Here is a 24,642-nt window from a genome sequence, read left to right as displayed (position 1 = left end):
AATCACATAACCTATTGATAATGCTTACGTGAGAGCATGATTGGTGCATAGGATATGCATCGAACCTGCTCTCGGGTGCGCCAGTTTTCTTTTTCATCTGGAATGCCGCCCCGCCGATCCTATAGCATATCGACAGATATGATTTTGGAGGGCGGGATATATGGGCAAGATTGCGATTGTGGGGGCAGGGCTGATTGGTCAGGCATGGGGGGCTGTGTTTGTGGCAGCGGGCCATGATGTTGTGCTTTATGATCCTATCGCGGGTGTTGCCGATGGCGCGGCGCCAAAGGTTTTGGCGCGGTTGCAGGATTTAGCCGATCACGGCCTGATTGCCGCACGAGAGTATCGCAGTCAGATCAGCGTGGCTGCGAACTTGGCCGCGGCGCTTGAGGGGGTGATATATGTCCAAGAAAGTGGCCCAGAAAAGCGCGATGTAAAGGCGGCCCTGACTGCGGAGATGGATGCAATTCTGCCGCCTGATGTGCCGATTGGCAGTTCAACCTCGGGCATTCCTGCCTCGTCCTATGCGGCTGATGTCGCGGGGGGCGCGCGCTGCTTGGTCGTGCATCCGATCAATCCCCCCCATCTGGTGCCCGCCGTTGAGATTGTGCCTGCCCCCTTTACCGCAGCTGAGGTCACCCAAAAAGTGCGCGATTTGATTGCACAGACAGGGCAAATTCCAATTACATTAAAGCGCGAGATTGACGGGTTTGTGGTTAACCGATTGCAAGGTGCGCTGCTGATTGAGGCGTTTAAGCTGCTGCAAAACGGCGTGGCCGCGCCCGAGGATATTGACCGCGCCATTTGCGATGGTTTGGGGATGCGATGGTCGTTTATGGGGCCGTTCGAAACGATCCACCTGAATGCACCAGGGGGCGTGTCGGATTATGTCACGCGCTTTGCGGGCATGTATCAGAGTATGTTTGAGGGCGATACAAAGATCAGCGATTGGTCATCCGCCTTAGACCAGGGACTGACGTCCTATTTGGATGCCCTGCACCCGCAAGACAGCCTGCCCGAGGCGCATCGCGCGCGCGATCTAAAGCTTATGGAGCTTTTGCGCGCGCGGCGTGCGGGGGATAGCAGGGGGTAAGCCTGTTAGCTTGCCCCTGCCTTTGCCATGTCGCGCAATTGGAATTTTTGGATTTTACCCGTGCTTGTGCGCGGGATCTCCGTGAAAATAAAATCACGCGGGCATTTGTAATGGGCGAGGCGGTCGCGGCACCATTCGCGCAGATCCTCTGCGCTGGCGCTTTCCCCTGATTTCAACTCGATAAAGGCGCAAGGCGTCTCGCCCCATTTCTCGTCTGGCTTGGCCACCACGGCCACGACAGCCACGGCAGGGTGTGCATAAAGCACCTCCTCCACCTCAATTGAGGAAATATTCTCGCCGCCCGAGATGATGATATCCTTTGAGCGGTCTTTCAGCTGAATATACCCATCTGGGTGGATCACCGCCAAATCGCCCGAATGGAACCAGCCGCCCGCAAAGGTTTTTTCGGTGGCGCTTGGGTTGCGGAAATATCCCTTCATCACGACATTGCCGCGGAACATGACCTCGCCCAAAGTTTCCCCATCGCGCGGGACGGGCTGCAATGTATCGGGATCAAGCACTTCCAACTGTTCCAGCGGCGTGTATTTTACGCCCTGACGCGATTTAAGCCGCGCTTGTTCGGGCAGGGGCAAATCTGACCATTCCTGATGCCATTCATTGACCACGGCAGGGCCATAGGTTTCGGTCAGGCCGTAAAGATGGGTCACATCAAACCCCGCCTGTTGCATATCGGCCAAGACCCGCTCAGGCGGCGGGGCTGCGGCGGTAAAGAAATTCACCTGTGATGGCAGTTGCTCTCGCTCCGGCGCATCCAAGATCACTGACATCACAATTGGCGCGCCGCATAGATGGGTTACGCCATCCTCGGTCAGGGCGCGCCAAATCGGCGCGCTGCGCACTTGGCGCAGGCAGACATGGGTGCCAATAATGGCGGAAATTGTCCAAGGAAAGCACCAACCGTTGCAGTGAAACATCGGCAAGGTCCACAGATAGACCGCGTGTTTCTGCATCGAAGTGATCAGCGCATTGCCCTGTGCCAGCAAATAAGCCCCACGATGGTGATAAACCACACCTTTGGGATCGCCCGTGGTGCCGGAGGTGTAGTTAAGCGCAATCGCATCCCATTCATCATCGGGCAGGGCCCATTGATAGTCAGGATCGCCTTTGGCTAGATAGGCCTCGTAATCTTCGGCTATTACATCGCTGCGCGGGCCGTCATATTCGGGGTCATCATATTGCACCAACTGCGGCTTGGATTTCGCCAGTTGCAGCGCCTCTTGGGCCAGTGGCATGAATTCCGCATCTACGATCAGGATTTTGCTTTCGGCATGGTCGATCTGAAAGGCGATAATGGCCGCATCAAGCCGCGTGTTAATAGAATGCAGAACAGCGCCGCACATTGGCACGCCGTAATGGCATTCCAACATGGCGGGTGTATTGGCAAGGATCACCGAGACATTATCGCCCTTGCGCACCCCGTCTTGTGTCAGGCGAGACGCCAATTGCCGCGCGCGCGCATAGAAATCGCGGTAACTGCGGCGCAAGGGGCCATGAATGATGGCCACATGATCAGGGTAACTGCCTGCAGCGCGCTCAAGAAAACTCAGCGGGCTGAGGGGTTGATGATTGGCCGCGCGCCGCGCAAGGCTTGGGTCATCGTGATAAATCTGGCTCATTTGTCCTGCCATTGTGGATGACGTTTTTCGATAAAGGCGCCTATCCCTTCTTCGGCATCATGGGTCAGCATATTATCCACCATAACCTGCGCGGCATAATTATAGGCTTCGGACAGCCCCATTTCAGCTTGGCGATAGAAGGCCGATTTTCCAGTGGCGAGGGTCATTGTGGATTTTCCGGCGATTTTGGCGGCCATCTCCTCGGTTGTGGCGCTGAGTTCTGCCTCAGGGACGGCCTTGTTCACCAACCCCATCTCAACCGCACGCGGGGCCGCGATCATATCGCCCGTCAACAGCATCTCCATCGCGTGTTTATGGCTGACATTGCGCGACAAAGCGACCATGGGGGTCGAGCAAAATAGCCCTATATGCACCCCTGGTGTGCCAAAGCGCGCGCCGTCTTCGGCCACCGCCAAATCACAGGTCGCAACCAATTGGCACCCCGCCGCCGTGGCCACGCCCCGCACCTCGGCAATCACGGGCTTGGGGCAGGCTACAATCGCCTGCATTACGGATGCGCAAAGCGCCATGATCTTGGTGAAATAGGCGCCCCCCCCATCGTCCTCAGCGCGGGCGGCGGTCAATTCCTTTAGATCATGACCCGCACAAAAAGCGGGGCCACGAGAGGCAAGAATGACCACCCGCACCTCAGGATCATCGCCTGCCGCATGGATCGCCTCAAGAAGGCGATTCAGCATCGCCTCAGACAGCGCATTGCGGCGTTTTTCGTCATTTAGGGTCAGACGTAAAATCCCCCGCGCATCAAGCGCGCTGTCTAGGATATTGGTTTGGCTGGCTATGGTCATGGCATCCTCTCCCGGATTAGGGGCTTAGCTGATCGTCACCTCAACATAGTCGGCGATGGAATTTGCAACAAAGCAATAACGATGGGCGCGGTGCTGCATCTCGTCAAGCGTTTCCTGATCCATCGAAAAGCCCGTATCAAATGTCACTTTGGGGTGCAGATCAATACGGGTCACGGCTATGCGGCCTTTTGGGCTTTTGCCCAAATGGGCCACGGCATGGTCTCTGTAGCTTGCCACAGGCCAACCTGCTTTCGCGGCAAGGGCCAGAAAGGTCATCATATGGCAACTCGACATCGCAGCGGCGAAGGCCTGTTCTGGATTGGTATAGGCGGCATTCCCGCCCCAATCCGGCGCGGCATCCCCCATGACCTTAGTGTCATCAGTATAGGTGATCTGATGGGCGTTGCTGTATTTCTGCGGGGTCAGCGTGGCCTCTTGGCGATGCCAGTTTAGGGTGATAGATAGGCTCATGACGCTGCAACCTTTCTCTCGTTACAATCAGATAAATTTGGTTTTGAAATCGGTGTCATACCCCTCAGGGGCGAGGGGTTGGCCTGTGGCCGCCAAAGCCCCCAGGCGACCGATTTCATCACAGCTTTTCGCGGCGGCCCCATTGCCCCCTGTCAAAATGGTCAGGTGATCATCAAGCCGCTCGATATAGGGGTATCCTGTGGCGGTGAAACTGATGACGCATGTATCGGTGTGATAGGATTGCACGGGCAGATCAGGTAAAATTGCCGTCAAATAGCCTTGCAAACGCGCAGCGGCCTCTGCGCTGCCCTGAGAGCGGAACCATGCGGTCATCTCAGCCTGAGTGGTCAGGCTTGGCGAGGCAGGTTCGCCCCCGATTTTCAGATAATATTTCCAATCGGGATATTGGATCGGGGGCAGCAGATACAGGTCTTCATCCATGCGCCCATCTTCGGGCATGGAAATCAGCGTGGGCATCTCGGCTAAGCGCGCCACATCATTGGGCGCGATTTCGGCCAAAAGCACGGTGCGTGCCATCACGTTCATATCGGGGCGGGCGGGCAAAAGCCTGTCGGTGCGCGCATAGCCCCCCGTGGCGATGACGACATGCCCCGCATCCACTGTTTCGCCCGTTGTAAGGGTGACTGTGCCCTGCTCCTGCGCCACGGCGGCGGCGTCAATCACCACGCCCCCCGCCTGTTCCATCGCGCGCTCCTCTGCGGCGCGCAACAAGCGGGGGTTGATCCAACCGCCTGCGGCCTCCCATGCGGCGGCTGTTCCTACGGGAAACCGCATAAAGGGAAAGCGCGCCGCAAGCCCTGCATCATCAATCCGCTCATGAGGAATGGCCAATGCCTCAGCAGCCTGCAGAAAGGCGTGCGTAAAATCCGCAGCGGGCCCTGCGATTGGCCCTGCCATCATCACCCCGCATGGGGTGTAGAACCCTTGCCCTAATACCGCCTCAAGTTCACGGTATCGCGCCATTGAGCGCAAGGCGAGGCGGGACCAATCCGCCTTTTCAGCAAGGCCGCGCGTGATCCTCCCTGCATCATGGTGGCTGCCAAAGGGGCCATCATGGGTTGCACGGTTTTGCGGCTCGGAGGGGCCGATTAGGGCCACGCGATGACCCATTTGCGCCAGATACCGCGCGGCGGCTGTGCCCATCAGGCCACGACCAACCACCGCGATATCAAAGCGCCCCCTCACAGCGACAATCCTGTTGTCTTGGTCAGTTCAGCAAAGCTTGCTTGGGTAACAGGGTCAAGGGGGATGCCCTTTTGAGCGCGTAAGGCGGCCACATCCCATTCGCGATCCCCAGGCGCCATGACGCGCGCGCCTGTGCGGGGCGTGCTGTTGCGCAGCTTGGTCAGGTAATGCTCCATGCCCGCAATGAATATCGGGCCTGTCAAAAAGGCCTCAGGGTCAATGGCAATCACAAATCCCCCCACGCCCCGCGGACGGGTCATGTCACCGCCCACCATGGCATCGAGATCGGGCGAGATTTTCATGCCCGTGAAAACCGCTGAAAAGATTTCTGCAACGCCCCCCAATGCGGCCCCCTTAAACCCGAATTCGCCCCCGAGCGGGGCCAACATTTCAGCTTTATTAGGGTCGGTTGTGTTCACACCTGCGGCGTCAGATGCGACATCTTCGGGCAAGGTCACGCCAAGGGAGGCATAAAGTTGCACGCGGTTATAGGGCACGGAACTGGTCGCCATATCCAAAAGCCAAGGGTTGCCTGCGGTGGGAAAGGCGATCGAGATCGGATTGGTGCCGTGAAACCGTTCGGCCCCGTCATGCAGGCGCACAAGACTGTCTGAATTGCCAAAGACCATGCCACCCATCCCGCGCTTGGCCAAGGCCATGGTATAGGCACCCGCAGCGCCGTAATGCGAGCTGTTCATCACCCCAACCGCGCCAATGCCCGCCTCACGGGCCAAATCGGCGGCATGATCCGCCGCGGCATAAAGCGCGCGTGCGCCATGCGCATCATCCGCATCCAACATGCTCGTGCCTGCACGGGTTTTGGTGAATTTGAGATTGGGGCGCGGGTTGACGCGCCCGCCGCGCATGACCGCCTGATAATGCGGCAAAAGGCGGAAGCCGTGGCTGTCTACGCCATGCAGGCTGGCATGCATCATGGCATCTGTAGTGGTTGTGGCTGTGGCCTCATCTGCGCCCGCAGCGCGCAATATGGCGTGGCTGAAATTTGTTATGGCCTCGGCACTGACCCAAATTTGATTATCATCCTGCCCTTGCGCTGTCATTTTATCCTCCCGCCAGCTTACAATTTCGCGCATGTTGCCTCAGTGCCACGGGCGATGCCAGTTAAGAATTTATCTCTCAATCCAGTGCGGCAATCAGCTGGGGGATTTTCTGTTTTACCTTGAAGAAACCCGCCGTGGCATGGGGCCATATCCTTTGATCCCAAGGGTCGCACCATTCGGCGAAGGTGATATTTGCAGCCTCAAGGGGCATGCGCGCCTCGGTGATCCAATCGAATAACGGCCCTTGCGGGATATAGGGGGTGGCGATTTGCACGGCCCCAAGCCGCGTTGCCATTTGCGCCAAGAGTTTTGGATCGCGCGCCTCGACCATTTCAGCGGTCAGGCCAAGCCGATTTGCACAATCGCGAATGGCCTCCGCCTCGAAGGCGGCGACATCTGGGCTTGCATGGCGCAAATGCGATTGGGTCAACCCCACCACGGCACCAACATCAAAGCCCGCAATATCGGCGCCTGTGATCCCGCAGTCTTCATCGGTGATCAGCAAAAGGGTTTTAGCCCCCGTCTGTGGCGCAACGGGGCGGCGCAGTGGCAGGGTCGGGGGCAGGCCATCAGGCTCGGTTGCTTCAAGGCCTTCTGTCACCACGGCCAAATCTACATCGCGCGGGGTAAATCGGTTTTGCGTGAATTTTGCAATATTCCACGCCTCAGCCGCATAGAATTTACCCCGCGTATGTAGGCCCGCAACCCATCGCCAGCCCAAGGTGTTAGACGCTGCATCCCCATCTAAGAGATGACGATGGAAGAAATCCGCGCCAAGCCGCCATGGCAATCGCAGCGTGAATATCCAGATCGAGGCAAACCACATCCGCGCGTGATTGTGTAGATAGCCCGTTTCAACCAATTCGTGCGCCCAATGGTCAAAGCAGTCTAGCCCTGTGCGCCCTTCGATGGCGCGGGTATAGGCGCGGGACAAAGGGCGATCTTGGTCGAGCGCGGCCATATCGGCCTCAAGACCTGACACGTAACTGCGCCATATGGCGGGGCGCATCTCAAGCCAGCCCTTGAAATAGCTGCGCCAAATCACCTCTTGAATGAATTTTTCAGCGGAAACTGCACCATGTGTGCCAAGCGCGGTTTTGACAACCTCTGCTTCGCGGATCAGGCGGCGGCGGATATAAGGCGAGAGGCGCGACACAGATTTATGTGCACCATGTCCCAGATCGTAATTGCGCCCATTGGCATAGGCCTTGCCCATTTTGGGGGTGAATTCGATCAGACGCGCCTCTGCCTCTGCCCGTGTGGCCTGCATGTTTTTGCCTCGCTTAGATGTGCTTTGCGCATCTAGCTAAGGCAGCAGGGGGCGAGGTCAACTGCGCCTAAGCGCCCTCAAACGGCGTTTCGCGCAGCTCGCGCGCGACCGCCTCATCCAGCGGTGGGGGGAAGGAGTTAAGGATAAAACCAAGCGTGCTGTAAAAGCCCACTGTGGCAATCAAATCAAAAATGCCCTCTTTGCCAATTTCCGCCTCAAGCGGCCCCTGCATCTGGGGGGGGATCGCGCGCGTGGTCATCAGGGCATCGACTGCGCGGGCGATGGTTTGATCTTGACCTGTGATCTCGTCAATTGGGCCTGCGAGACGCGCGATGCGGTGATCTTCAAACCCAAGGGCGCGCGCACGGCTGACATGATGCGCCCATTCATAATTCGAGCCCATCCAATGCGCGGCACGCAGGATCACCACCTCGCTCAATTCGGGGCCAAGCGCGGTTTTGACCACCACATGATCCCGCAAATCCGCCCAAGCCCGTAATAATGCAGGGTGATGTGCCATCACCCGATAGACATTCAACCGCGCCGCAAACCCCGCTTGCATATCCGCGATTTCGGCGGGCCAATGGGTGTTGTCTAGGGGCGGGTAGCGGGTCATTTTTGGGCTCATTCCTTAGAGGCTGCGCGCAAGGCGCAACCCATCATAAATTGCGGCATGGGTGTTGCGCGGTGAGACTGCATCACCAATGCGGTAGAGGTCAAACTGCCCGTCTGGATTTTTGATAATCGTTTGGGACTGCCCTGCAAGAAAGGCATGGTAATCCATCTCGCCCAAATTGCGCGACTGTGGTTTGAGCGCAAAATAAAGATCATCAAGCGGCGTTGTGCCTTGATTGACCACGACCTGATCTACCTCGCGGGTTTCGATTTTGTCGCTATAGTCACTGATTAAATGCGCGGTCAGGCGATTGCCTGTGCGCGTTACATGGCTGAGATACCATGTGATGGTCATCTGCGCGCCTGAGTGTTGCAGCGCACGAATATAGGGGGTGAGGTTCATGCCCATCACCTCGGGCGCGATGGCGCGGTCGCGGGTGACGATCTCAATGCTGCGGGCATGGGATGCTGCAAATTCCGCGGCCTGCAACCCCGCGTGATCGCCTGCCTCATCAAAGATCAGCATATCGCCTTCGGGTTTGACATCGCCCGATAAAATATCCCATGCGCTGCAAATGAGGTCGCTGCCCGTCTCTAACCCCCCTTCGCGGGCCATCCCGCCTGTGGCCACAATCACCACATCGGGCGCAGTCGCCAAAACATCTTCGGGTTCGGCATAGGTGTTATATTGCAGGCGCACGCCCAGCTTTTCGCATTGTGCAACCCGCCATTCGGTGATCGCCAGCATCTCGCGGCGGCGGGGCGATTGCGCGGTGAGGCGAATTTGCCCGCCTGCCTGCGGGGCGGCCTCAAGGAGATGCACCTGATGCCCGCGCGTGGCCGCAACCCGCGCGGCCTCAAGGCCCGCAGGGCCCGCGCCGATAATGGTGACGCGGGTCGGGGTGTCCGTTCGGGCAATCTTATGCGGTTGGCTTAATTCCCGCCCCGTTGAGGGGTTATGCAAACACAGCGCCTTTTCGCCCTGATAGATGCGGTCGATACAGTAATTTGCCCCCACGCAGGGGCGAATATCCTCCTCGCGTCCTTCGAGAAGTTTTGCCATGATATGCGGGTCGGCAATATGTGCCCGCGTCATCCCCACCATATCCAACTTGCCCGCAGCAATGGCATGGCGCGCGGTCGATAAATCGGGAATACGCGCGGCGTGAAAGATCGGGATTCCCGTTTGCGCGCGTAACTCGCCCGCAAAATCCAGATGCGGGGCCGAGGCCATGCCCTGCAACGGGATCACGCGGGTCAGGCTTGCATCGGTGTCGATATTGCCCCGAATGACGTTTAGGAAATCGACCAACCCGCTGTCGCGCAGGCGGCGGGCAATCTCTTGGCCTTCGGTGGCAGAAATACCGCCCTTGATATCTTCATCGGCCACAAAACGGACGCCAACGATGAAATCATCCCCAACGCGGGCACGAATGGCGCGCAGGACATCCATCGAAAAGGCCATGCGCGTCTCAAGCGTTTCAGCCCCGTATCGCCCGTCTAGGTGATTGAGGCGGGGCGACCAAAACGCATCCATCAAATGGCCGTAGGATTCCAATTCGATCCCGTCTAGCCCTGCATCCCTCATCCGTTCAGCCGCATCGGCATAATCACTGATGATCCGCGCGATGTCCCAATCCTCAAGCACTTTGGGATAGGCGCGATGTGCGGGTTCGCGCAGCGCACTTGGCGAGAGGACAGGCAGCCAATCGCCTGTGTCCCACCGCGTGCGCCGCCCCAGATGGGTGAGTTGGATCATCACAGCCGCGCCCTCGTCATGCACCTCGCGGGCAAGACGGGCCATATGCGGGGTAATCTCGTCCCGATAGGCCAAGAGATTGCCAAAGGCGGGTGGGCTGTCGCGGCTGACCACGGCAGAGCCCGCCGTCATGGTCAGCGCAATGCCAGCACGGGCGCGCTCCACATGATAGGCGCGATAGGCATCGGTGGGCAGGCCATCCTCGCTATAGGCGGGCTCGTGGCTGGTGATCATGACCCGATTGCGCAAGGTCAGATGTTTCAGCTGAAACGGCTGCAAGATCGGGTCTGCCATAGGATGCCTCTTAGCGGTTCGCGACTGTGTCAGCCTAGGCTGGCCGTGACGGGTTCTGCTTGTCAAGGAAGGGGCGCGTCACGACAAGGCGCGTTTGCGCCATTTGCGCCTAGGCGGCCTCTGCCATGACCCAATCTGCCGGCAGGGCATTGGCCAAGACCAATTCGGCATTTGGCAGGTCATTCGCATCGCGCCTTGCGCGGGCCGCTTCGGGGGTGTGGCCGTGATCAATCCATCTCTGCAACAGCCGCGCCTCGATTTCCGCGCGTGGAGGCATCAACATAATTGCGCTGTCCCAAAACTTGCGCAAATCACGCCATCCGTCTTGATCCAAAAGCAGATAATTGCCTTCGACAATGACAAATTCCACGGAGCGGGGCAGGGTGGCTGCCCGCGCGGCACTGCTCAATGGATCAGATGTTATGGCCGATCCTGCCCCCCCTCAGATGCAGGATCATGGGACGAAGCAGGCGCCAGAAAAGCCCGAGATCATCCCCACACCGCAACGCCCATATCTGCAACGTGAGGCCAGCACGGGCAGCGTGGTTTGGGAAGATTTTTAAACTTGATGGAACCGCTGAACGCAAAAATGGGCCAGCGATTTGGCCCATTTATTGATCTAATCGGTTGTCTTTTAGGCTCGCTTTGGTAAGACCCAATCAGGGCGCGGGAAATGACAGGTATACCCATTGGGAAGGCGCTCAAGATAATCTTGATGTTCAGGTTCAGCCTCCCAAAACGGGCCCACAGGCGCCAATTCAGTCACAACCTTTCCAGGCCAAAGTCCCGATGCGTTGACATCTGCGATAACCTCTAACGCGGTTGCGCGTTGTGCTTCATCGACATAAAAAATCGCAGTCCGATAGGACATCCCAATATCATTTCCCTGACGGTTCAATGTGGTGGGATCATGAATTTGAAAGAAAAACGCCAACAGATCACGATAGGTTAGGCGCTCGGGATCAAAGAAAATTTCAATCGCCTCGGCATGGGTGCCATGGTTGCGATAGGTGGCATTTTGAACATCGCCCCCCGAATAGCCAACACGGGTTGCACACACCCCATCTATGCGGCGGATCAATTGTTGCATCCCCCAAAAGCATCCACCTGCTAAAATCGCCCGTTCTTGCGCCATTGTTTACGCCTCCAACATCATCAGATAATCGCCATACCCTTCGGCTTGCATATCTGCTTCGGGAATGAAACGTAAAGCGGCTGAATTGATACAATAGCGCAAGCCCCCGCGATCCCGCGGCCCATCGGGAAAAACATGGCCCAAATGGCTGTCGCCATATTTCGAACGCACCTCAACGCGCACCATCCCATGGCTGAGGTCGCGCTTTTCGACTACCATTTCATCGCTGACGGGCTTTGTGAATGAGGGCCAACCACAGCCAGAATGAAATTTGTCATTCGACAAAAACAGCGGCTCGCCAGATACGATATCCACATAAATCCCGCGCGCCTCTAAATCGGTATAGGCCCCCGTAAAGGGGCGCTCGGTGCCATTTTCTTGGGTAATGTGGTATTGCTCGGGCGTCAGTGCCGCGATGGCCTGCGGCGTCTTTTTATATTTTGTCATGAGGAACGGCTCACTCCTTGTGGGGTTCGAGCCATAATGTGGGGGCGCTGCGCAAATTATCCAGTTAGAATGGCAAGTGACACAAAGACGTTACGCCGAAACGAGCACGTCTTTTGCCGAATTGGGCCGAATATTGGTTGACTTACCCGCCCCAATGGCGGACATCGCCGCAATCCATATGCACAAAGTTCGAGCGCGAATACCGCCCAACCCCACCTGCGGCGCAGCTTTCGGCCGCGCGCGCAATTTGACTGACGCTGCGGGAGGTGAGGCGCAAATCAGCCGCCTCGCCAACCATATGGAGTGAGTTGCGCGCAACACCTGACGAGCGTTGACGCAGCATCGCGTTGGTTGCAGGCGAGCGATAGCCAGACAACAACAGATACGGTTCGTTCGTATCCAAAAGGTTATGAGAGGCCGCCATGATGTCGAGGGTGCGCGGGTCAATCGCATGCACCTCATTTTGGCGCCAGTCGCGCATGAAGTAGCTGATTTCTTCAATTGCGGGGCGAATATAGTCGCCATCAAGCCAGTAAATCATATCCAGCGTTTCGCCCGTGCGGCCATTATGCATGCGCAATTTGCGAAAATCGCCTGCGCCGCGCAAAATCCCAAAGGCGTTGGCCGATACAGGTGCCGCCGCGATCGTTGTCGCAGCAAATGCCCGCAATAAGCCCCGACGGCTAATCAATTTCATTCCAGTCCCCATGCTTCTGCCCTGATTGCCACTACACTTCCTACGGGTGCCTCTGTCCCTGAGCTGGACGGATCCAGCGTGAATGGCAGCGGGCGGTTTTTTATTCGCACGTTACTCACGAAATATGACACAGGTGAAATGATTGTGAAAGTATTGATTAACCTCTTGGCGGAAAGGGTCTTTCGATTCGGCGGAAATTTGCCAATCGGTGTAATGTGCTGTTTTTGCGTAAAAATTCACCTGCCCCTACTCGGGTTTGGCCTCGTGGCGGCCATCAGACCCTCGTGAAGGGTGAAAAACATCTGTTGCAACGCTGCATAGGCGTGACGCCTGAGCGATCGTGCGGCCGCGATTGAACATGGACGGCGCGGGCCTTCTTCCCCATATTTGGCGTAGGGGTTCGTTTGAAAATAGGTATTATCGTGAGTGTTGAAAGAACTGGTTTTTGGGTTGAGTTGGTGGCTGGGGCGGGCTTAGGCCTGATCATCTCGGGCGATGCTGTGGCGCAAAGCCTGCCTGCCACGGTGGTCACCTCACCGCCATTATCGGCGCAGTTCTGGCAAGGTGTCGCCGCGCGCGAGGCAATGGCAGCCCGCTTTGCCAATAATCCTGAGGTATTCGCCTTTTATGCCGCACGCGACTTTGCGCCAATTTGGACGGGCGAGGGGCCTGAATTTGAGCTGCGCCGTGCTGCGCTGCTTGCGGCCCTTGAGGCATCGGGCGATCACGGCCTGCCGCGCGCGACTTATGACATCGCAGGTTTGCGCGCGGGCTTTGCAACTGGGGCGGATATTGCAACCGAGTTGCGCGCGGCTTTGACCTATCTGGAATATGCACAAGATATCAGCGCGGGGGTGCTAGAGCCTGCGACCTTGGCCGAAGACATTTATAAAACCACCCCACGCCAAAGCAGTGAGGCCTTACTTTCAGGTTTTGCTTCGGCCGATAATCCAATGATATATTTGTCAAATTTGACACCGCAGCACCCGCAATATGCCCGTCTTCAGCGCGCAATGTTTGATTTGGCGCGCGTGGTTGAAGCGGGCGGATGGGGGGCGCCTGTGGTGGCGGAAAGACTGGAATTGGGCGACCAAGGGCCCACTGTCGCGGCCTTGATCACGCGGTTGCAAGCGATGGGATATCTCGCCGAAGAGCCCAGTTCTGCATCCGTAACCCTATTAACCGCCAATGATGCGCAAACGGCGACCGAAGCGCCCGCATCAGCCCGGTTCGATGATAGGCTGTTCGGGGCGGTGATACGCTTCCAAGCGGATAACGGGTTAACCCAAGATGGAATTGTTGGCGCCAATACATTGGTCGCGATCAATGTGGATGCCGAAACGCGCCTTAAAGATGTGATCTTGGCCATGGAGCGGCAACGTTGGATGAATTTTGACCGCGGTGAGCGCCATGTCTTGGTCAATATCCCTGACTTCCATGCGACTGTGGTGGATCAAGATGTCGTGACCTTCTCAACTCGTTCGGTTGTTGGGCACCCCGATCCACGCCGTCACACGCCCGAATTCTCGGACGTTATGGAATATTTGGTCATTAACCCCAGTTGGACGGTGCCCCGTTCAATCACCACACGCGAATATCTGCCGCAGTTGCAAGAAGACCCCACAGCGCAAAGTCAGTTGGAATTGTGGAGCGGGGGCCAAGTTGTCGATCGCGCGCAGGTGGATTTTACCCAATACACGGCGAGCACCTTCCCCTATACGTTGCGCCAAGCCCCCTCGACCAGCAATGCCTTAGGGTTGGTGAAATTCATGTTCCCCAATCCGTGGAACATTTACCTGCATGACACACCTGCAAAAAGCCTCTTCGCGCGCGAAACGCGGGCCTATAGCCATGGCTGCGTGCGGCTGCAGGATCCGTTTGATTTCGCCTATCATCTTTTAGCCCCTCAAGAGGACGATCCCGAAGCCTATTTCGCGCGTATCCTTGCAACGGGTCGCGAAACAACGGTGCGGCTTGAAACGCCGATCCCCGTGCATTTGGTCTATTGGACATCCTTTGTGGACCCCGATGGGCGACTGCAGCATCGCGCCGATATTTACGGGCGCAATGCCGATTTGTGGCAGGAACTTGAGGCGGCGGGGGTTTCCGTTGCGGCAATCTCAAGTTAAAGGCAAAGGGTGGCCCCGTGGTTGGGCCATAGCAAAAATAAGGCGCATCCCACATGGCTGGCAGCAGCATTGAGCATATCGCCAAAGAATTGGGCGCAAAAGCCGAAGGCGCGGTTGGATTGGTCGTCTCGCGCCTGTCCGAGCCCGCCACGGCGGCCGCTGATCATCTGGCCTTGGCGATAACAGAAAAATATCTGCCCGATTTGGCCAAAGGGCAGGCCAAGGCCGCGATCGTGGCCGAGGGCACGGATTGGAAGGCCCTTGGATTAGAGGCTGCGATTTTAATCGCCCGCCCGCGCTACGCGATGGCGGGTGTCACGGCCCTAATGGATCAAGGGCCACATATTGTGGCCGGAATTCACCCCAGCGCGGTGATTGACCCAAGCGCCCAAATTGGCGCGGATGCCGCCATCGGGCCTTTTGTGGTCATCGGGGCGGGCACCATCATCGGGCCCCGCGCCCGCATCGCCCCGCATGTCAGCATTGCCGAAGGCGCGGAAATTGGTGCTGATGCGTTGATCCATGCGGGTGTGCGCATCGCGCATCATGTGCAAATTGGGGATCGTGTGATCATTCAACCCAATGCGGTGATTGGGGGGGATGGGTTCTCTTTCGTCACCCCAGAAAAATCCCAAGTCGAAATTGCCCGCCAATCCTTGGGGAAATCAGACGCGGCCCAGACCCCGCAATCTTGGGCGCGCATTCACTCCTTGGGGCGTGTCGTCATCGGGGATGATGTCGAAATTGGCGCGGGCGCTGCGATTGACCGCGGCACAGTGGCCAATACGGAAATCGGATCAGGCACAAAGATCGATAATTTGGTTCATATCGGCCACAATTGCCGCATTGGTCGCGATTGCCTGCTCTGCGGGCAGGTCGGGTTTGCGGGATCTTGTAGCGTGGGCGATCGCGTGGTTTTGGGCGGACAGTGCGGTGTCTCCGATAATATCGAGATCGGCTCTGATGTGGTCGCCGCAGGGGCCACCAAGATTTATTCTAGCCTTCCATCGGGCAGAATGGTGATGGGCAGCCCGGCTGTCAAAATGGAGACACATATCGAGATGTATAAGGCGCTAAGGCGATTGCCGCGTCTTGCAAAAACTGTGGCGGCGCTTGAGAAGAAATTGACCAATCCGAAAGGCTAGGCCTTTGGATATGCTGATGGAGGCAAGGTTTTATGTCTGGAGATATTTCTGAGCGGATCATCAAGATCATTGCAGAGCAAGCGGTGCTTGAGACAAGCGATGTCTCGCCTGAAAAAACACTCGAAGATTTGGGGATCGATTCGTTAGGGTTGGTCGAAGCCATCTTTGCCATCGAAGAAGAATTCGACATTCAGGTGCCGTTCAACGCCAATGAGCCTGACAAAAGTGATTTTGATATCTCATCGGTTGCGGCCATTGTGGCGGCAGTGGAAAAACTCGTGGCCGAGCAGCACGGATGAGACGTGTTGTTATCACGGGTCAGGGCACAATTAATGCATTAGGGCATGATGTGCCGACCACTTTGGCGGCGATGCGCGAAGGCAAATGCGGGATAGGCCCGCTTGATTTGCGCGATGTGGATCGGCTGTCCGTCAAAATTGGGGCGCAAGTGACGGGCTATGATCCAGAGGCGCTGTTCAACCGCCAGCAAATCGCGTTCTATGACCGCTTTACGCAATTCACCTTAATCGCTGCGCATCAAGCCTTGGATCATTCTGGCCTTGTCTTTGGCGGCGAGGCGGCCACGCGGGCGGGCGTGGTTCTGGGCACGGCAGGGGGCGGTGTTAATACATGGGACGAGAATTACCGCACTGTCTATGAAGAGGGGAAAAATCGCGTTCACCCCTTTGTTGTTCCCAAGCTGATGAACAATGCCGCAGCCAGCCATGTGTCGATGGAATGGAACCTTAAGGGGCCATCCTTTTCGGTGGCTACCGCCTGCGCCTCGTCAAACCATGCGATGGGTTTGGCCTTTCAATTGATCCGCGGCGGGGCCTGTGACGTGATGGTCACGGGCGGGTCTGAGGCGATGCTCTCCTTTGGTGGGGTGAAAGCTTGGGAAGGGTTGCGGGTCATGTCCAAAGATGCCTGTCGCCCGTTTTCGGCCAACCGCAATGGGATGGTGCAGGGCGAAGGGGCGGCGGTGTTTGTGTTCGAAGAATATGATCACGCCAAACGGCGTGGCGCCGAGATTTTGGCCGAAGTGGTGGGGTTTGCCATGACATCGGATGCGGCGGATATCGTTATGCCGTCTAAACAAGGGGCAGGTCGTGCGATTTCAGGCGCGCTCAAGGATGCGCGGCTGAACCCTGAGGATATTTGCTATATCAATGCGCATGGCACGGGCACGGCGGCTAATGACAAGGTGGAATGCGCGGCTGTTGCCGATGTCTTTGGCCATCACGCCGATGATCTGATGATATCCTCCACCAAATCGATGCACGGGCATTTAATCGGTGGCACAGGCGCGGTCGAGCTGTTGGCCTGTATCATGGCGCTGCGCGATGGGGTGATTGCGCCCACCATCGGCTATGAGGAGCCCGACCCTGAATGCGCCCTTGATGTTGTCCCCAATGAGGCACGAGAGGCCAAGGTTGATGCGGTTCTCTCCAACGCCTTTGCCTTTGGCGGGTTAAACGCGGTTTTGGCGTTAAAAGCAGCGCCCTAAGCGGGGCGCTGCTCATGATGGTTTATTCAGGTTGAAGGCTGGCAAAGGCTGCGGTGAACCCGTCAAAAGACAGGGTTAGGGCAACCTCTGCATCGGGCGCTGCAATTGGCACAATGGTGACAGCCGCCGCCGTGGCCCCCTCGAAGGCGTCAATATTGTCTTGGGTCAGACCGATTTGCACCACGCATCCACCGGGTTGGCAGAAATTGAACGGTAGGCGGTTTTCATCGAATTCATCGACCTTGAACCGAACACCTGGCAAAAGCAGCGTATCAATCGGGGTTGCGATGCTGATCGCGCCCACCGTATCGCCGCCGTCAATGACATCGGCAATACTGACCTCGGCCACGTTATTGCCATCCGTATCTTGCAGCACCTGCGAAATCAGACAGGTTTGCGCGTCGCCTTCGCCGCTGCAAATTTTTGTCCATGCGCCAAAGGTTTCAGTGTCTTGCGCGATTGCCTGTGGGGCCACGCCCCCGCAAAGCGCCAGAGCCAGAACCGTGTGCGAAAGGTGACGCGAAAATCGGGTCATAATATCCTCATATGCCATATGACCCCTGCGCTAACATAGCATGGCACCATTGTCAGCGGGTGCAGCGCGATATGATCTAAATTCTTGGCCGGCGGGGCAGAATTGCCATGTTTTCCATGCCGCGCGTTCCCAACAAAAAAGAGCCTCGAAACGAGGCCCTTTTTTGTTCAGTCTTTGCGACTGATTTATCGCTCCCTGTCGGACTGGCCGACTTATTGATGCGAACGCTATGTCAGGATTTTCATTCCGTCAACAGGGGTTTTTTATGAAACTGCGATTTTTTGCTGCGGGCCGATGAGGCACAAAAAAGCCGCGCCAGCAGAGATGCGTGGCGCAGCCAGTCCACAGGGAGAACAATGACGCCAACACCCAAGAGGAGGATACAAAACACACAAGCATCAGCATCACTGCAAATCATACGGGTACAAAAGCATTAAGAATGTATTGTTTGGGCAGGGTTACGAAATTTTGGGGTTACTTATGTCGGATGAGGCCATTTTTATCGGTGGCGGCGGGGCGAATTATGCCACGGCGCAGCAGCTGCTTTTGAAATACGCCAATCGCCACGGGCTGATTGCGGGCGCAACGGGTACGGGAAAAACCGTCACCCTTCAAATCATGGCCGAGGCCTTTTCAGCGCAAGGCGTGCCTGTGTTTCTCTCCGATGTGAAGGGGGATCTGTCGGGTCTGGCCGAGGCGGGCAGCGCCGAGTTCAAATTGCATGATGCCTTCATGTCGCGCGCAGAAAATCGGCCTTGCGCCTTATGAATATCGCGCCTTTCCCGTCAGCTTTTGGGATATTTTTGGTGAAAAAGAGCCATCCAATCCGGGCCACGGTGACCGAGATGGGGCCTGTCCTTCTGTCGCGTCTGTTGGAATTGACCGAGGCGCAAGAGGGTGCGTTGACCATTGCCTTTCGCCTCGCGGATGAAGAAGGAATAGATCTCCTTGATCTCAAGGATTTGCAGGCCCTGTTGGTTTTCGCGGGTGAAAATGCAGATCAATTGCAATTGCGATACGGCAATATCGCGGCCGCCTCTATCGGTGCGATCCAGCGCCGTCTATTGGTGTTAGAAGATCAGGGCGGGGCAGGTTTCTTTGAGGAACCTGCATTGGAATTAGCAGATTTAATGCGCTGCGATGGGGATGGCCGTTAGGTGATCACTATCTTAGCGGCGGATCGTCTGATGATGTCACCGCGCCTTTATGCAACCGCGCTTTTGTGGCTGTTGTCAGAACTTTTTGAAACGCTGCCCGAGGTGGGGGATCCCGATAAGCCGAAATTGGTGTTTTTCTTTTATGAGGCCCATCTTCTGTTCAATAACGCGCCAAAGGCCTTGGTGGAAAAGGTCCAACAGGTCGCCCGCTTGATCCGATCAAAGGGGGTGGGGGTGTATTTCGTCACTCAAAACCCCGCCGATGTGCCTGATGAGATTCTCGGCCAACTGGGCAATCGGGTGGAGCACGCATTGCGGGCCTTTACTGCCAAAGATCAAAAAGACCTGTGTCAGGCGGCGGACACCTATCGCCCAAACTCGAATTTCGACACCGCCGAAGCCATCCGCGAGGTGGGGGTGGGGGAGGCTGTGGTGTCCTTCCTTGAGGCAAAAGGCGCACCAAGCTTGGTTGAGCGCTGTTTGATCCGCCCGCCATCGTCCAAATTGGGGCCAATAGATGAGGCGGCGCGGCAGGCGATGGTGAAATCCGCGCCTCTGCAGGGCAAATATGGCCCTCCACTCGATCGTGAAAGCGCCTACGAGATCCTACAGGCCCGCGCCGCGAAGGCCGCAGCCGAGGCAGAAGCCGCCGCTGCACGCGAAGCCCAAGAGGTGGCCGAGGCAGAAACCGCGCGCGAGTTTACTGCAGCGCGCCGGTATACTGCGGGGGGCAGCCCCAAGCGAAAAGCACCCTCGCGCGGCGATAGTGTTGGCACAGCCTTTGCCAAAATTTTCGCCCGTCAAATGGGCACAAGGGCAGGGCGCGCGGTGATGCGCGGCGTTTTAGGGGCACTCACAGGGCGCTAAGATGTCCCTTGTTAGATCACGGCGCTGTGATCATGGGTGCGGCTCTTTCGCGCTAACCCCTTGGATGCGGGCGGCTTTGTCGTTACTCTTTGCCGCGAACGGACGGCAAAATCTAGATCATGCGGGTCGCGCTGTGATGAAGGAGGGCAGAGATGATCGTTGAATTTGGCCATTTTGCTTTGGTTTTGGCCTTTGCCGTGGCTGTGTTCCAAATGATTGTGCCTATGATTGGCGCACATAAAAATTGGAGCGCATGGATGGCGGTTGCCAGCCCTGCGGCCAGCTTGCAATTCGCGCTTGTGGCGATTTCTTTTGCCGCGCTGACCTATGCCTTTGTGACCTCTGATTTCTCGCTGAATTTGGTTGTTGCCAATTCCCATACCGACAAGCCGCTGTTGTATAAAATCAGCGGTGTCTGGGGCAATCACGAAGGCTCGCTTCTTCTATGGGTTTTGATTTTGGCACTATTTGGGGCCTCAGCCGCGTGGTTTGGTGCAAACCTTCCGCCGTGCCTGCGCGCGCGCGTTTTGGCCGTGCAATCTTCGGTAGGGGTTGCATTTTACGCCTTTATTTTGTTCACATCGAACCCGTTTTTGCGGCTCGAATTGCCGCCCTTCAATGGCCAAGATTTGAACCCGCTTCTGCAAGATCCTGGTCTCGCCTTCCACCCGCCGTTTTTATACTTGGGGTATGTTGGCCTTAGCATGGCGTTTTCTTTTGCTGTGGCGGCCTTGATCGAAGGGCGCGTTGATGCAGCATGGGCCAGATGGGTGCGCCCTTGGACATTGGCGGCATGGGTGTTTCTTACCATCGGGATCGGCCTTGGGTCTTGGTGGGCCTATTACGAGCTTGGATGGGGCGGGTTCTGGTTCTGGGATCCAGTTGAAAACGCCTCTTTCATGCCGTGGTTGATTGCGGCGGCCCTGTTGCATTCGGCAATTGTGGTCGAAAAACGCGAGGCGCTGAAAAGCTGGACAATTCTCTTGGCGATTTTGGCCTTTGGTTTCTCGCTCATCGGCACATTTATCGTGCGTTCGGGCATCATCACTTCGGTTCACGCCTTTGCCAATGATCCAGAGCGCGGGATGTTTATTCTTATGATCTTGGGCGTTTTCATGGGCGGGGCCTTTACGCTCTATGCTTTCCGCGCAAGCGCGATGGAGGCTAAGGGCGTGTTCTCAACTGTGAGCCGCGAAAGCGGTTTGGTCTTGAATAACCTTCTTTTGGCGGTGTCATCCTTTGTTGTGTTCATCGGCACAATCTGGCCTTTGGTGGCAGAGATGTTCTGGGGCCGCACCGTTTCGGTGGGGCCACCTTTCTTTAATGCGGCCTTTACGCCCTTCGCCTTTGCCATTGCGGTCGCCTTGCCCATTGGGGCGGTGTTGCCTTGGAAACGCGCGCAGCTTGGCCGCGCCATGCACCTGATGAGCGGCGTGGCCCTTTTGACCATCGCGCTTTTGGGTTTGTTTTACGCGCTTGGAACGGGGCGCTCCTTGGCGGGGTTGATTACCCTCGCGCTTGGGGTTTGGCTGGTTGCAGGGGCCGCGGTTGATCTGTGGCAGCGCACAGGGCAGGGGCGTGAGATTGCCACGAAATTTGGCCGCCTGACCCGCCTGCCGCGCGCCGATTGGGGCAAGGCCTTGGCCCATGCGGGGCTTGGCATCACCTTTATTGGTGTGGGGGCCTTGGTGACCTATCAAATCGAAGATATCCGCGTGGCGCAAATCGGCGAAGAATTCGATGTGGGCGCCTATCATTTGACAGTGCGCGATGTGCGCGAGGTGCAAGGGCCAAATTACATCTCAACCATGGCCTTTGTCGAAGTCGCCAAAGACGGGCGTGTCGTGGATGTTTTGACCCCTGAAAAACGGATATATCCCGTGGCGGGCATGCCCACCACAGAGGCAGGGATCGACAGTGGATTTACCCGCGATGTTTATGTGGCGCTTGGCGATCCCCAGTTGGATGGGGGGTGGGCCGTGCGCACATGGATCAAACCCTTTGCAAATTGGATTTGGGGCGGTGCAATTATCATGGCGCTTGGCGGGGCGCTTAGCCTGACCGATCGCCGCTATCGTGTCGCCGCAGGGGCCGCGCGGGATCGGGCCGCTATTGGGGTGCCTGCCGAATGACGCGGGCCTTCGCAAAAGCCGCGCTTGCCGCAATGTGGTTGATTTCAACCCCCGCGCTTGCGGTGCAGCCTGATGAGGTTTTACCTGATCCTGCCCTCGAGGCGCGGGCGCGTGAGATTTCAGCAGATTTGCGCTGCGTGGTGTGTCGCAATGAATCGATTGACGAAAGCAACGCCACAGTCGCCCGCGATCTGCGCATTTTCGTGCGCGAGCGGATCATGATGGGCGATAGCAACGAGCAGGTCATCGCAGAGGTGGTGGATCGATATGGTGAATATGTGCTGATGCGCCCGCCGATGTCGGGCAGCAATCTGGCGCTTTGGCTCGCGGGGCCTGCCTTGCTTTTGTTGGGCTTTGGTGTGGCCTTTGCCTTTATCCGCACGAGAGCGCGCAGCACGAACCCCACCGAAGCAGAGCTCACCCCAGAAGAGCAGGCCGCGCTTGCGCGTATTCTTGGCGACAAGCAAAGTTGAGCCTTCCAAACCCAAATTGAGGCGATCATGAACTACGAGCGGATCCTCTATCAATTGGATGATGGCATTGCGGTGATTACGCTCAATCGACCCGATGTCTTAAATGCGCTCGACACGCAGATGCGGGCCGAATTGACCTATGCGATAGGGCAGGCGGGGGCCTCTGCGCGGGTTTTGGTGATCACAGGCGCAGGTCGTGCCTTTTGCGCGGGACAGGATCTGGGCGATGCGGGCCGTGTGGCTGATCTCAATCTTGAGCGGGTCTTGCGGGATGAATACATGCCGCTGATCTCGGCGATTGCCGATTGCCCGATCCCTGTGATTGCGGCGGTCAATGGCGTGGCGGCGGGGGCGGGTGCAAGCCTTGCCTTGATCTGTGATATTGTCATTGCCGCCGAAAATGCGCGATTTATCCAAGCTTTTGCGCAAATCGGCCTCATGCCTGATGCAGGGGCAACTTGGGTTTTGCCCCGCCTCGTGGGGCAGGCCCGAGCTATGGGGGCAGCACTTTTTGGCGAACCTGTCACCGCGCGGGAGGCCGAAGCGATGGGGATGATTTGGCAAGCAACAAGTGAGGCTGAATTTGACGCCACATGGCGCGCCCGCGCCGCGCATTTAGCTAGTGGCCCCACACAGGCCTATAGCAAGATAAAATCTGCACTGCGCGCCTCTGCGCAACAGGGGCTTGAGGAGCAAATGTTGCAAGAAGCCGCGCATCAAGGCGCGCTCAGCCGCACGCGCGATTTCAAAGAAGGTGTTTTGGCCTGTAACGATAAGCGCAAACCCACATTTGAAGGGCGCTAAGGCCGCTTGCGCAGGCTTGCCCCAAGGGGCGCCAAAGTGCTAGGGATGCAAGGCCGCGGGGGGATGTGATCGTTCTACCCACGCAAGGCGGAATTTGATAAAGGAAGACCAAAATGACGGGCGAGACGCCGAAAGAGGCAGATATTCATCTGATCCAGCGGATTATTCCGCATCGCTATCCGTTTTTGTTGATTGACCGCGTGCGCGATATCGAAGGGTATCATTCGGCCACTGGCATCAAGAATGTCACCTTTAATGAGCCTCATTTTCAGGGTCACTTCCCATCCGCCCCCATTATGCCCGGCGTCACAATCATTGAGGCGATGGCGCAAACCGCCGCCGTGATGGTTGGGGTGGCTATGGATATGGCTGATCGCAATTTGCTTGTGTATTTCATGGGCATTGATGCCTGCAAATTCCGCCGCAAGGTTGTTCCGGGCGATGTGCTGGAGCTGAAAATCGAAACCACGCGCGGCAAACCCGGTGGTAAGGTCTGGCGCTTTAAGGGGCAGGCCACTGTCGAGGAAGAAATGGCAGCCGAGGCTGAATTTACCGCGATGATGGATCTTGAGGGTGCCACGGGGGGGCTGCGTAATGGCGATTGATCCTTCGGCCTCAATCCATCCTTCGGCTGTCGTTGAAAGCGGGGCAAATATCGCTGCGGGCTGCCAGATTGGCCCGTTTTGCCTTGTTGGCCCTGAGGTGACCTTGCATGAGGGGGTTGTGCTTAAATCCCACGCCGTGGTCACAGGATTGACCGAAATTGGCGCTGAAACCGTGATTTTCCCCTTCGCGAATATCGGAGATATTCCGCAAGATTTGAAATATGCGGGTGAAAAGACGCAGCTGATTGTGGGCAAACGCAACCGCATCCGCGAAGGTGTGACTATGAATACGGGCACAGATGGCGGGGGCGGGATCACCCGTGTTGGTGATGACAACCTCTTTATGACAGGCGCGCATGTTGGCCATGACGCAATCGTGGGCAACCATGTTGTGGTGGCCAACCAATCCGCTATTGCAGGCCATTGCATCATTGAGGATGGCGTGATCATCGGCGGGCTTTCGGGCATCCACCAATTTGTGCGCATCGGGCGCGGGGCCATCATCGGCGCGGTCACTATGGTGACCAATGATGTTATTCCCTATGGCCTTGTGCAAGGCCCGCGCGGGGCCTTGGATGGTCTGAATTTGGTGGGCCTAAAACGCCGTGGCGTGGCCAAGGAAGATATCACTGCGTTGCGCGCCGCCTTTCAGGCCTTGGCGCAAGGCGAAGGTGCATTTCAGGAACGCGCGCGCCGTCTATCAGAAGAGGCACCAAATTCCCAATATGTGCGGGATGTGGTGGATTTTGTGCTGAAAGGCTCGGATCGGTCATTCTTAACGCCGGGTTGAACGGGGG

Annotated in this window: 24 protein-coding genes and 1 pseudogene; 12 read left to right on the top strand and 13 right to left on the bottom strand. The window is 57.1% G+C overall.

The features are described 5' to 3' along the window. Positions 1-160: 160 nt before the first annotated feature. Positions 161-1,093: a 3-hydroxyacyl-CoA dehydrogenase gene (locus AAC636_RS08030; protein WP_340301056.1), complete on the top strand. Its 933-nt coding sequence runs from the start codon at positions 161-163 to the stop codon at positions 1,091-1,093. Between the two features lie 5 nt (positions 1,094-1,098). Here AAC636_RS08030 and AAC636_RS08025 read toward each other — a convergent pair whose 3' ends face one another. The 9 genes from AAC636_RS08025 to AAC636_RS07985 all read right to left on the bottom strand — a co-directional run bounded on the left by AAC636_RS08025 (position 1,099) and on the right by AAC636_RS07985 (position 10,582). Beyond that, positions 1,099-2,730, bottom strand: a complete 1,632-nt coding sequence (locus tag AAC636_RS08025; RefSeq protein ID WP_340301055.1) for an acyl-CoA synthetase — start codon at positions 2,728-2,730, stop codon at positions 1,099-1,101. Then, the gene (locus AAC636_RS08020; protein ID WP_340301054.1) at positions 2,727-3,536 is read right to left on the bottom strand and encodes an enoyl-CoA hydratase; all 810 of its coding nucleotides are present in this window, start codon (positions 3,534-3,536) and stop codon (positions 2,727-2,729) included. The genes AAC636_RS08025 and AAC636_RS08020 overlap by 4 nt, the downstream gene beginning before the upstream one ends. Positions 3,537-3,560: 24 nt before the next feature. Further along, on the bottom strand, positions 3,561-4,007 hold the full coding sequence (locus AAC636_RS08015) for an OsmC family protein (RefSeq protein ID WP_340301053.1): 447 nt from the start codon (positions 4,005-4,007) through the stop codon (positions 3,561-3,563). Positions 4,008-4,034: 27 nt separating this feature from the next. Further along, positions 4,035-5,213: an NAD(P)/FAD-dependent oxidoreductase gene (locus AAC636_RS08010; RefSeq protein ID WP_340301052.1), complete on the bottom strand. Its 1,179-nt coding sequence runs from the start codon at positions 5,211-5,213 to the stop codon at positions 4,035-4,037. After that, the gene (locus AAC636_RS08005) at positions 5,210-6,274 is read right to left on the bottom strand and encodes an Ldh family oxidoreductase (protein ID WP_340301051.1); all 1,065 of its coding nucleotides are present in this window, start codon (positions 6,272-6,274) and stop codon (positions 5,210-5,212) included. Before AAC636_RS08005 ends, AAC636_RS08010 begins: the two co-directional genes overlap by 4 nt. A gap of 76 nt (positions 6,275-6,350) precedes the next feature. After that, positions 6,351-7,544: an FAD-binding domain-containing protein gene (locus AAC636_RS08000; protein ID WP_340301050.1), complete on the bottom strand. Its 1,194-nt coding sequence runs from the start codon at positions 7,542-7,544 to the stop codon at positions 6,351-6,353. 67 nt (positions 7,545-7,611) lie between these two features. Then, the gene (locus AAC636_RS07995; RefSeq protein WP_340301049.1) at positions 7,612-8,160 is read right to left on the bottom strand and encodes a carboxymuconolactone decarboxylase family protein; all 549 of its coding nucleotides are present in this window, start codon (positions 8,158-8,160) and stop codon (positions 7,612-7,614) included. A gap of 15 nt (positions 8,161-8,175) precedes the next feature. After that, positions 8,176-10,212 carry an NADH:flavin oxidoreductase gene (locus AAC636_RS07990; RefSeq protein WP_340301048.1) on the bottom strand — a complete coding sequence of 679 codons (2,037 nt, stop codon included), beginning with the start codon at positions 10,210-10,212 and terminating at the stop codon, positions 8,176-8,178. Between the two features lie 109 nt (positions 10,213-10,321). Beyond that, the gene (locus AAC636_RS07985) at positions 10,322-10,582 is read right to left on the bottom strand and encodes a hypothetical protein (RefSeq protein WP_340301047.1); all 261 of its coding nucleotides are present in this window, start codon (positions 10,580-10,582) and stop codon (positions 10,322-10,324) included. On the opposite strand from AAC636_RS07985, the gene AAC636_RS07980 reads away from it, so the two are divergent. Continuing rightward, the gene (locus AAC636_RS07980) at positions 10,569-10,775 is read left to right on the top strand and encodes a hypothetical protein (RefSeq protein ID WP_340301046.1); all 207 of its coding nucleotides are present in this window, start codon (positions 10,569-10,571) and stop codon (positions 10,773-10,775) included. The genes AAC636_RS07985 and AAC636_RS07980 overlap by 14 nt on opposite strands. A gap of 71 nt (positions 10,776-10,846) precedes the next feature. Here the strand turns inward: AAC636_RS07980 and msrA are convergent, their stop codons facing one another. From msrA to AAC636_RS07965, 3 genes are all read right to left on the bottom strand, one after another. Next, complete coding sequence (gene msrA, locus AAC636_RS07975) at positions 10,847-11,347, bottom strand: peptide-methionine (S)-S-oxide reductase MsrA (RefSeq protein ID WP_340301045.1); 501 nt, start codon at positions 11,345-11,347, stop codon at positions 10,847-10,849. A gap of 3 nt (positions 11,348-11,350) precedes the next feature. Continuing rightward, entirely contained in the window at positions 11,351-11,794 is a 444-nt protein-coding gene (gene msrB / locus AAC636_RS07970) for a peptide-methionine (R)-S-oxide reductase MsrB (protein ID WP_340301044.1), read from the bottom strand. A gap of 142 nt (positions 11,795-11,936) precedes the next feature. Continuing rightward, on the bottom strand, positions 11,937-12,491 hold the full coding sequence (locus tag AAC636_RS07965; RefSeq protein ID WP_340301043.1) for a YcbK family protein: 555 nt from the start codon (positions 12,489-12,491) through the stop codon (positions 11,937-11,939). 422 nt (positions 12,492-12,913) lie between these two features. On the opposite strand from AAC636_RS07965, the gene AAC636_RS07960 reads away from it, so the two are divergent. Genes AAC636_RS07960 through AAC636_RS07945 form a run of 4 tightly spaced genes read left to right on the top strand, consistent with a single transcriptional unit; the run spans position 12,914 to position 17,272 of the window. After that, the gene (locus AAC636_RS07960; RefSeq protein WP_340301042.1) at positions 12,914-14,620 is read left to right on the top strand and encodes a L,D-transpeptidase family protein; all 1,707 of its coding nucleotides are present in this window, start codon (positions 12,914-12,916) and stop codon (positions 14,618-14,620) included. Positions 14,621-14,673: 53 nt separating this feature from the next. Then, the gene (locus tag AAC636_RS07955) at positions 14,674-15,765 is read left to right on the top strand and encodes a UDP-3-O-(3-hydroxymyristoyl)glucosamine N-acyltransferase (RefSeq protein ID WP_340301041.1); all 1,092 of its coding nucleotides are present in this window, start codon (positions 14,674-14,676) and stop codon (positions 15,763-15,765) included. A gap of 32 nt (positions 15,766-15,797) precedes the next feature. Next, complete coding sequence (locus AAC636_RS07950) at positions 15,798-16,064, top strand: acyl carrier protein (RefSeq protein ID WP_340301040.1); 267 nt, start codon at positions 15,798-15,800, stop codon at positions 16,062-16,064. Next, complete coding sequence (locus AAC636_RS07945) at positions 16,061-17,272, top strand: beta-ketoacyl-[acyl-carrier-protein] synthase family protein (RefSeq protein ID WP_340301039.1); 1,212 nt, start codon at positions 16,061-16,063, stop codon at positions 17,270-17,272. Before AAC636_RS07950 ends, AAC636_RS07945 begins: the two co-directional genes overlap by 4 nt. 22 nt (positions 17,273-17,294) lie before the next feature. Here the strand turns inward: AAC636_RS07945 and AAC636_RS07940 are convergent, their stop codons facing one another. Further along, positions 17,295-17,807, bottom strand: coding sequence for an invasion associated locus B family protein (locus tag AAC636_RS07940; RefSeq protein WP_340301038.1), 513 nt, complete (start codon positions 17,805-17,807; stop codon positions 17,295-17,297). A 480-nt stretch (positions 17,808-18,287) separates the two neighbouring features. Between AAC636_RS07940 and AAC636_RS07935 the strand changes: the two are divergent. From AAC636_RS07935 to lpxA, 6 genes and pseudogenes are all read left to right on the top strand, one after another. After that, positions 18,288-19,831 (top strand): annotated as a pseudogene (locus AAC636_RS07935) (helicase HerA-like domain-containing protein). A gap of 152 nt (positions 19,832-19,983) precedes the next feature. After that, positions 19,984-21,963 carry a heme lyase CcmF/NrfE family subunit gene (locus tag AAC636_RS07930; protein WP_340301037.1) on the top strand — a complete coding sequence of 660 codons (1,980 nt, stop codon included), beginning with the start codon at positions 19,984-19,986 and terminating at the stop codon, positions 21,961-21,963. Then, on the top strand, positions 21,960-22,436 hold the full coding sequence (locus AAC636_RS07925) for a cytochrome c-type biogenesis protein (protein WP_340301036.1): 477 nt from the start codon (positions 21,960-21,962) through the stop codon (positions 22,434-22,436). The genes AAC636_RS07930 and AAC636_RS07925 overlap by 4 nt, the downstream gene beginning before the upstream one ends. A gap of 27 nt (positions 22,437-22,463) precedes the next feature. Beyond that, positions 22,464-23,240, top strand: coding sequence for an enoyl-CoA hydratase-related protein (locus AAC636_RS07920; protein ID WP_340301035.1), 777 nt, complete (start codon positions 22,464-22,466; stop codon positions 23,238-23,240). A 113-nt stretch (positions 23,241-23,353) separates the two neighbouring features. Beyond that, on the top strand, positions 23,354-23,845 hold the full coding sequence (fabZ, locus tag AAC636_RS07915) for a 3-hydroxyacyl-ACP dehydratase FabZ (protein WP_340301034.1): 492 nt from the start codon (positions 23,354-23,356) through the stop codon (positions 23,843-23,845). Further along, complete coding sequence (gene lpxA, locus AAC636_RS07910; RefSeq protein ID WP_340301033.1) at positions 23,835-24,635, top strand: acyl-ACP--UDP-N-acetylglucosamine O-acyltransferase; 801 nt, start codon at positions 23,835-23,837, stop codon at positions 24,633-24,635. The genes fabZ and lpxA overlap by 11 nt, the downstream gene beginning before the upstream one ends. Positions 24,636-24,642 lie beyond the last annotated feature (7 nt).

The sequence above is a fragment of the Roseobacter sp. HKCCD5988 genome, from assembly GCF_037830355.1.
In the GTDB taxonomy this organism is placed as follows: domain Bacteria; phylum Pseudomonadota; class Alphaproteobacteria; order Rhodobacterales; family Rhodobacteraceae; genus M30B80.
This window is presented reverse-complemented; position numbering and strand designations above follow the sequence as displayed.

What these genes read in the sequence shown, in the direction of transcription:
- fabZ (WP_340301034.1), top strand. Translation starts at nt 23,354, where the DNA reads ATGACGGGCGAGACGCCGAAAGAGGCAGATATTCATCTGATCCAGCGG.
- AAC636_RS08020 (WP_340301054.1), bottom strand. Translation starts at nt 3,536, where the DNA reads ATGACCATAGCCAGCCAAACCAATATCCTAGACAGCGCGCTTGATGCG.
- AAC636_RS07920 (WP_340301035.1), top strand. Translation starts at nt 22,464, where the DNA reads ATGAACTACGAGCGGATCCTCTATCAATTGGATGATGGCATTGCGGTG.
- AAC636_RS07965 (WP_340301043.1), bottom strand. Translation starts at nt 12,491, where the DNA reads ATGAAATTGATTAGCCGTCGGGGCTTATTGCGGGCATTTGCTGCGACA.
- AAC636_RS07925 (WP_340301036.1), top strand. Translation starts at nt 21,960, where the DNA reads ATGACGCGGGCCTTCGCAAAAGCCGCGCTTGCCGCAATGTGGTTGATT.
- AAC636_RS07955 (WP_340301041.1), top strand. Translation starts at nt 14,674, where the DNA reads ATGGCTGGCAGCAGCATTGAGCATATCGCCAAAGAATTGGGCGCAAAA.
- msrB (WP_340301044.1), bottom strand. Translation starts at nt 11,794, where the DNA reads ATGACAAAATATAAAAAGACGCCGCAGGCCATCGCGGCACTGACGCCC.
- AAC636_RS08015 (WP_340301053.1), bottom strand. Translation starts at nt 4,007, where the DNA reads ATGAGCCTATCTATCACCCTAAACTGGCATCGCCAAGAGGCCACGCTG.
- AAC636_RS07980 (WP_340301046.1), top strand. Translation starts at nt 10,569, where the DNA reads ATGACAAATTCCACGGAGCGGGGCAGGGTGGCTGCCCGCGCGGCACTG.
- AAC636_RS07940 (WP_340301038.1), bottom strand. Translation starts at nt 17,807, where the DNA reads ATGACCCGATTTTCGCGTCACCTTTCGCACACGGTTCTGGCTCTGGCG.
- AAC636_RS08030 (WP_340301056.1), top strand. Translation starts at nt 161, where the DNA reads ATGGGCAAGATTGCGATTGTGGGGGCAGGGCTGATTGGTCAGGCATGG.
- AAC636_RS07990 (WP_340301048.1), bottom strand. Translation starts at nt 10,212, where the DNA reads ATGGCAGACCCGATCTTGCAGCCGTTTCAGCTGAAACATCTGACCTTG.
- AAC636_RS08005 (WP_340301051.1), bottom strand. Translation starts at nt 6,274, where the DNA reads ATGACAGCGCAAGGGCAGGATGATAATCAAATTTGGGTCAGTGCCGAG.
- AAC636_RS07945 (WP_340301039.1), top strand. Translation starts at nt 16,061, where the DNA reads ATGAGACGTGTTGTTATCACGGGTCAGGGCACAATTAATGCATTAGGG.
- msrA (WP_340301045.1), bottom strand. Translation starts at nt 11,347, where the DNA reads ATGGCGCAAGAACGGGCGATTTTAGCAGGTGGATGCTTTTGGGGGATG.
- AAC636_RS08000 (WP_340301050.1), bottom strand. Translation starts at nt 7,544, where the DNA reads ATGCAGGCCACACGGGCAGAGGCAGAGGCGCGTCTGATCGAATTCACC.
- AAC636_RS08025 (WP_340301055.1), bottom strand. Translation starts at nt 2,730, where the DNA reads ATGAGCCAGATTTATCACGATGACCCAAGCCTTGCGCGGCGCGCGGCC.
- lpxA (WP_340301033.1), top strand. Translation starts at nt 23,835, where the DNA reads ATGGCGATTGATCCTTCGGCCTCAATCCATCCTTCGGCTGTCGTTGAA.
- AAC636_RS07950 (WP_340301040.1), top strand. Translation starts at nt 15,798, where the DNA reads ATGTCTGGAGATATTTCTGAGCGGATCATCAAGATCATTGCAGAGCAA.
- AAC636_RS07930 (WP_340301037.1), top strand. Translation starts at nt 19,984, where the DNA reads ATGATCGTTGAATTTGGCCATTTTGCTTTGGTTTTGGCCTTTGCCGTG.
- AAC636_RS07995 (WP_340301049.1), bottom strand. Translation starts at nt 8,160, where the DNA reads ATGACCCGCTACCCGCCCCTAGACAACACCCATTGGCCCGCCGAAATC.